10 protein-coding genes are annotated in these 6,249 nt (G+C 39.2%); 1 reads left to right on the top strand and 9 read right to left on the bottom strand.

Translation table 11 applies throughout. The features are described from left to right. Nucleotides 1-151: 151 nt before the first annotated feature. From NO989_RS21295 to NO989_RS21255, 9 genes are all read right to left on the bottom strand, one after another. On the bottom strand, nt 152-664 hold the full coding sequence (locus NO989_RS21295) for a hypothetical protein (RefSeq protein WP_015068529.1): 513 nt from the start codon (nt 662-664) through the stop codon (nt 152-154). Between the two features lie 3 nt (nt 665-667). Continuing rightward, complete coding sequence (locus NO989_RS21290) at nt 668-886, bottom strand: hypothetical protein (protein WP_015068528.1); 219 nt, start codon at nt 884-886, stop codon at nt 668-670. A 57-nt stretch (nt 887-943) separates the two neighbouring features. Beyond that, nucleotides 944-1,678 (bottom strand): DUF2971 domain-containing protein, encoded by a 735-nt coding sequence (locus NO989_RS21285; RefSeq protein ID WP_015068527.1) that lies wholly within the window; start codon nt 1,676-1,678, stop codon nt 944-946. A 135-nt stretch (nt 1,679-1,813) separates the two neighbouring features. Further along, nucleotides 1,814-2,029, bottom strand: a complete 216-nt coding sequence (locus NO989_RS21280; protein WP_069945742.1) for a hypothetical protein — start codon at nt 2,027-2,029, stop codon at nt 1,814-1,816. Nucleotide 2,030: 1 nt separating this feature from the next. Next, a complete protein-coding gene (locus NO989_RS21275; RefSeq protein WP_015068525.1) occupies nt 2,031-2,396 on the bottom strand; it encodes a hypothetical protein in 366 nt (121 codons plus the stop codon). Nucleotides 2,397-2,649: 253 nt separating this feature from the next. Continuing rightward, nucleotides 2,650-3,087 carry a hypothetical protein gene (locus NO989_RS21270; RefSeq protein WP_015068523.1) on the bottom strand — a complete coding sequence of 146 codons (438 nt, stop codon included), beginning with the start codon at nt 3,085-3,087 and terminating at the stop codon, nt 2,650-2,652. Nucleotides 3,088-3,156: 69 nt separating this feature from the next. After that, nucleotides 3,157-4,215: an SAM-dependent methyltransferase gene (locus tag NO989_RS21265; protein WP_371343162.1), complete on the bottom strand. Its 1,059-nt coding sequence runs from the start codon at nt 4,213-4,215 to the stop codon at nt 3,157-3,159. 174 nt (nt 4,216-4,389) lie between these two features. After that, nucleotides 4,390-4,956, bottom strand: coding sequence for a hypothetical protein (locus tag NO989_RS21260; RefSeq protein WP_371343161.1), 567 nt, complete (start codon nt 4,954-4,956; stop codon nt 4,390-4,392). A gap of 61 nt (nt 4,957-5,017) precedes the next feature. After that, nucleotides 5,018-5,626 carry a hypothetical protein gene (locus NO989_RS21255; RefSeq protein ID WP_371343160.1) on the bottom strand — a complete coding sequence of 203 codons (609 nt, stop codon included), beginning with the start codon at nt 5,624-5,626 and terminating at the stop codon, nt 5,018-5,020. Nucleotides 5,627-5,719: 93 nt separating this feature from the next. Between NO989_RS21255 and NO989_RS21250 the strand changes: the two genes are divergently transcribed. Continuing rightward, nucleotides 5,720-5,968 (top strand): helix-turn-helix transcriptional regulator, encoded by a 249-nt coding sequence (locus NO989_RS21250; protein ID WP_348681043.1) that lies wholly within the window; start codon nt 5,720-5,722, stop codon nt 5,966-5,968. Nucleotides 5,969-6,249 lie beyond the last annotated feature (281 nt).

Here is a 6,249-nt window from a genome sequence, read left to right as displayed (position 1 = left end):
CATGTTCATCTGCCTATCCTTAACTCTCTATAGAGTAAATTGAGATAGGCAGTTACACAAAATTAGTTACAGTCTCCTCGAACAAAATGGATATAGTATGGCCATCTCCTTCGAGCCTTCTAAAGCTTATTTAACCCGTTTCACTGCTGTTTTAATCTTCTCTAGTATCAAAAACAAAGCGTTCTTTATAGGCGTTTGAATATTCAATCACTAAATCATATTCATTAAATGCCGTCTCAAGCTCCTGTTTGAGACATTTACTTCCTTGCCTGACATCTAGAGAAAATAAAGTAAGTTTCTCGTTTACAGCTAAAGATGCCCCTTTAGCAAGCCAGTGCGTCGAACGATCAACTACATTCATTCCAGAGCGCTCCGCTACTAGTTTAGGAACATCGGTATCCTTATCTAATTTCTTCCCATTATGTAGAACCGTAAAAGAATTGATAAAGGCCGGCCCAATTCCATTATTAGCTACATTAAATTGAAGCGAAATCACACCATTATTCACACTTGTATGAGTATGCTCAGACAGATGTGGCGTTACTGAAACACGATTATGCTTTCGCTGTACCCACATTTGCCAGGAGCTTATTCCAACCGCAATCATGGCAACGACCAAACTCCAATTTACGAAATTTATAACCTTTACTACAGTCTCAAACATAAACTAACCTAGTAACTGAAATATTGATGTCACTGCAGAACAGAGTGCCGCAAAGGCAGAAATGCCCGATATCCATAAAGCTTTAGTAGCAACATTAACTGACTTTTCAGCCAGCCTCCTATTAAGTTCAGCTTGGCATCCTTCAAAGGCCATTGCCCCTGGCATAGCGCCACCGCCAATCGTTCTTACAAGCTGTTCATCTGAAGCATTTCTATAATCCATTTTGAACGTAATTCCTGTCTAATTTATTGATTGTCTGTTAAGAGCTATAAAGCATTATTATGCGTTGTGTCCACGGAAGTGAGGAGAAATATCAGAACGCCTAACATCGATATGAGTTAATCCGAACTGCTGGTGGACTAACTCTTTTACAGTTTCTATCATCCAATCATCTGCTTCAGGGGAAACATAAACACAAGTAATGAGATATTCAGGTTTAAAAGGTACATCAACCCCCCTACCCTCTTGGCCTTTGAGGTCAAATACCGCTCTGAATTCTTTCTCATACGCGAAAGCACTCGATTTTCTCATAAGAAACTGAAAGTAATTCGCCGGCGCTAGGTTTCTTACTCCCATAGGAATTACTAAAGGGTTGGGTTTGGTTTTCTCAACTGGGGAGCCGTCGAAGGGATTAACATAGTTTACAGCCCCAATAATTCCAATCGAATCAGTCTTGTAATCGAGTACACCTTCAATGGTTCGCGCTAACCTCATCCATTCAGTTTGCACGGCAACAGAAAAGCCTTGTCCCCCATAAAGGCGCCACATTGCGAGACTTTCTGAAGAAGCGGAATGCCAGCAACTAACATATGTATTTCTGTATACGGTCGACAGATTTTCGAGTGCGTTTTTCCGAGCATCAGGATGTATTTTTAAATGAATTAGATCGAGGGTGCCCTCGAGCTTATCCTCGAATGAGGAAACATGAGACACCCAGAGCTTTTGAGTCTGGAGCATTCTTACTAACTGGGCAAAGGGCATATATCGCCATAGTGTTTCTTTTGGTTCTTCCATAAACAGAGTTTCCTATTAATTTAGTGCGCTCGGTTACGCGTTTATGGAGAATGTTAACGCAAAGAAAAATTGGGCAATAGATTATTTTCTATAAGTAGAATTTAAGAAAATGGTAGAAGAGATGACCAGAACACCCTATATCTCGAAGTAGAACCGGTCAATATCGGGGAATAGTTTAAAGCAATAAGCTGTAACGCCTGGCAGAGATAAGATGGTTTGCCCTTCTTCATAAGCCACGTTGCCGCCCTTATCTTTTACGAAGCCAATTGCATCAGCTAAACCAACTTCATAGGTACCTTTAGAATTTCGTATGTTTTTTAATTCTTCAAATAGTGCATCGTACATGTTCATACTAGTGAAGGCCTCCTTGGTTCGTCCCGAGTTCAACTGTAGGTTTAAACATCAAAGAAAGATAATGCTTAACTCGTTCTATCACCAATTTCTCATCTGCTACAATTTCACTGGCACAACCTAGCGCATCACTCTCCGCACCTACGAGGTATTCGCCCTCACCGGCATCCACTATAAACGCAAACGCCCAAACCCCATCTCTTGTTGGGTGCTTGGCGCCCAAACGTAGATTGTCGAGCTCGTACCCCATTGCAATCGCGTTTCTCATATGCTCAAGCTCTGAAGCGCCGCTATCGAATACTGCCGCGCGTTTCTGTTCGAAACCAGGAAGAAGCTCAAATTGATTAAGTAGTGATATTCCATTCATAGTGTAATTCTCTTTGTTATTGCCAGTAGATACTAAGCGAAAAAATATTTTGTTGAGTCAAAGTGTTTATCACCATATGACATTGTGACCGTTCCATCTAAACTGACATCGATGAAATCGATACATGTCGCCCCAGATTGAGTAACATATTGGAGCGAGACTGAGTTATTTTTGTAATTATTAACAAGGCAGTCCACTAATTCAGTTTTAGAATGGACAACTCTATCGTTTCCAAAATTTCTAATTTTCACACTCATAATAAATCTTCCAAGGGTTTCGATGCTTTCGAGGAACAAACAATAAAATAATGGACTTCGCCGCATCGAATTGTATCCATAACTTCTACGCCAGTTCTTGTTTTAATAAACACATCTGCCTCATGTGCACTGCAAAATACCCTCTCGACTTGGTGATACTCATCTTTTTGTGTTTCAACATAAATCTTGTAAAAAGGACGCTCTTTCGTAGACGCATCATCAAGCTCAATTCTGCTATCTCCAGCGTAGGCTTTTGCGCAGAGTGTGATATCAGGCCTATTGGCAAACATCGCAATAGAAACCATATCAAATTTATCAAAAAGCAAGCGGGTGGCTTCTGAAGAAAACCCTAAATATTCCACTTTATGAAGCTTACCCATAGAACGAGCCAAAAGAGGAAACCTGTTTTCTGATTTGTATTTTTTGTATTTCACATTTAATTCGTTAAGTGAGCCATGGATGTAATGTTCTACATCACACCCATATGTCAAACCAGAAGGAAACTATGCAGCTTCTCGGAATAAAAGGTCTTGCATGGAAAGTAGTGTGGTTATAAGCCCGGGCTCGTCAAAATAATACCCTACTTCTTTAACGAACCGGTCCTTCAAACATCTTGGTAAAGAATGCTCTTCATCAGCTCTCAAAACCTTATCGACAACATCAATTGGAGAAATCCTTTCAATATTTGGAGCCTCGATCAATGCCAGACATTCAACGTCATTAGATAATATTGTGTTGAACGTAGTTACTCTCGATTCAATGAAAAAATCTGAAGTAATCAATTTATCGTGAGCAATATCGCTATTCAGTTGGATAATTGTGGTTTCAACTGAGGTCCCCTCAAACGTCCCTGGAGGTAAAAAGTCCCCTTTAACAAGGGAATCATTGCTGTCACAGCATATTCGCTCTAGAAGCCATTCTCTGTCGCTGGAATTGATATCCTCAAGCCAACCTACTGGGATAACAGAAATTAGAACTCCATTAGGAGTTAGAAACTTTAATGCATGTCTAATGTGCTTTATGAACTCATTTCGATTAAATGGTGGGTTCATCATAACTAAATCAAACTCTTTGCTTGGCTCTACAGTAAGAAAGTCTTTTTGCTCTACTTGATAACCCTGCTCTTCGCAGCAAACCACATTAATTGGGTCGATGTCATAACCTTGAATATCAAAGGAACGATTTTCTTTCTCTCCGTATGCTAAAAGAGAGTTAGCTAGAAACCCGGTACCTATACTGGGCTCTAGAACTTTAATTCTTTTTCCTGATGCCCCTAAGTAGTTTAAAGCAGTCCAACTTACCATGTGTTCAAATACTGCTTCAGTACTTGGGTATAGGTGAAATTTATTAATATTCCTTGCGCCACATGCAAGAACACGCTCAATAACGAGTTTAGGATCTCTTGTAAAAGCAAACCCTTGATGATTCTTGGACCACTTGCCGCCCAAACGCTCTAATAACCCTTTCAATTTTGAATATGCTTTACTTGGCAACTGCTCTCTAACAAACAGATATTTGCCCTTATACTCTAAACACTGAGTTAAAATATCGCTTAATCCCACTGCATTCTCCAAACAACTTTTTTCTTAAGGCTAGTGGAGTCACTGAACGTTATTCACCGATTTACTTTCCACATTCACCAATCGATATGATTCAAAATGCATGAAGAATTAAAAAAGACAAAAAAGAGGGAATACACCCCCTTTGTGAAGTAGTCTCCTTTTCTAGTTAAAAACTCAAACTAGCTCCTTCAGGTGCTTGTCTTGGATAATCTCCTTGGGTAGAGGTGCTTTGTAATCTACATATTTGTAGCTTGTTATTCGGACACCTAAAAACGAATGGTTTCCATCATAACTGAGATACTTTTTCGTTCGACGATAGGCACCTCCTAAGTCAAGAACCCGCTCATCAGTTAGATAGCCGAGTAACCTATACTTGTAGGGGATATTTTCTTTGACCTGCTGCATTTCAATTTCATGGCCGCCAGAACGCAAATCTACTGAAAGGGAGCACAACTCATCAAAAACACTTTCCCATTTTTGGTTATGAGCTTGCTGAATACCTACAACAAGGTGAGCTATTTCGTGACAAATGGTTTTTCTCAAACAGCCGACTGCTGAAGTTGAAAGGAATGCTGAGTTAATAATTATATTGCCAGTTGAATATGCTATTCCGTTTTTACCTTTCAAAGGACTTACTTCTAAAGTGGGTGTTTTATGGAACCATTGTTGTAGTGGATACCTTGTTTCCGTTATGGCGATAATGTCTACAAAATGGGACTGTATCTTCTTTGTGGTGAGCATATAGACTCCAAAAGTTCTTATTGTTCTGATGGGCGATGTATTAGGGCTTAAGTGTTTAAATTTACTTCCAGAAAACGGGGATCAACTTCCCTACTTTTTCAGAATCATATTTAATCTTGGAGGGGCTTATATTTGGCAATGCACATCTTAAAAACATGAACGACTTAGAGAAGTCTTCTTCGCTTCTGGGAACTCCTACCATCACATTACCATTCTCAACTAAAGAAATAGATTTAGTAGCCTGGAGCAATTCACGAGCCCTTACCTTCATTTCAGGGACCTGTATTTCCTCTAGTATCGACTTATGTAGCTTAATATTTTGCATAACAGGAAATAAGGCTTCTGCATCCAGTTTAGTTGGAGACTCTAAAGCTTTCTCAATATTGCTAAGATAGACGCTTGGCTTTACCCCTTTGCCCCTATACCTAATCTGTTGAGTCCATGCAGAGACTGAGCGTATCGCAAATTTTTCGATAACCGTTCTTTCAGACCAAGAGATACACTCAATATTCCAGCCACTCCCGGTTTGGTTATCTCTCTCAACGCAAAACACTTTCAGGCTACTATTGATTATTACCTGTGCAGTTCTACTGTCATAAAAAGTGTTAAAAGCTTGCTTTTGTTTATCATTAAGTGAAAAGTTGAAATACCGATAATTAATTTCGTTCATTTTCTTATCCTTGCCTTATTAGTTAAAAGAAAAGTAAGGCATTGATAAAAATCAGGAAATTTGATGGAAAGTTGTATTTAACAGGGAAGTATTATGTATATTCTTGGCAAAGACCTTGAAGCTCTGAGGCTTTATGGTGGATTTACTAAAAAAAAATTGTCTGAAGAATTGAATGTTTGTGCAAAAACAATAAAGAACTACGAGTCTGATAGGTCATCACCTACTGTTAATGAATTCATTAAGATGGCCAAATTATGCGGCCTGAATGAAACGGCTCTTTCAAAGTGCCTATCTGCACAAGACACACTTGAGAACCAGCTCACTAATTTCTCTAAAAATTGAGTATGGACAACGACGTTGTTTATTACTTTAAGTCTTTACTTATTTTAAATATTTAGGCGTCTCCTATCCCCCATATATAAGGGGCTACATCGGTTGAAGGTGATCACTTACAGGAACTAAAGTGATCATTTACAGGATATAAGGTGACCATATACAGGAATTAAAGTGATCGTTTACAGGAACAAAAGTGATCGCTTACGGGACCCCCCTGTGTCAGGATAGTTGTCGCCTCAGTTTTTCATAAAAATATAACAGGGAGCGGTAAGTTAGATATTAGTGAA

Origin of the sequence: Alteromonas sp. DY56-G5, from assembly GCF_041414725.1 — a bacterium.
Classification (GTDB): domain Bacteria; phylum Pseudomonadota; class Gammaproteobacteria; order Enterobacterales; family Alteromonadaceae; genus Alteromonas; species Alteromonas macleodii.
The sequence above is the reverse complement of the archived record's forward strand: the minus strand, read 5'-3'. Positions and strand labels throughout refer to the sequence as shown.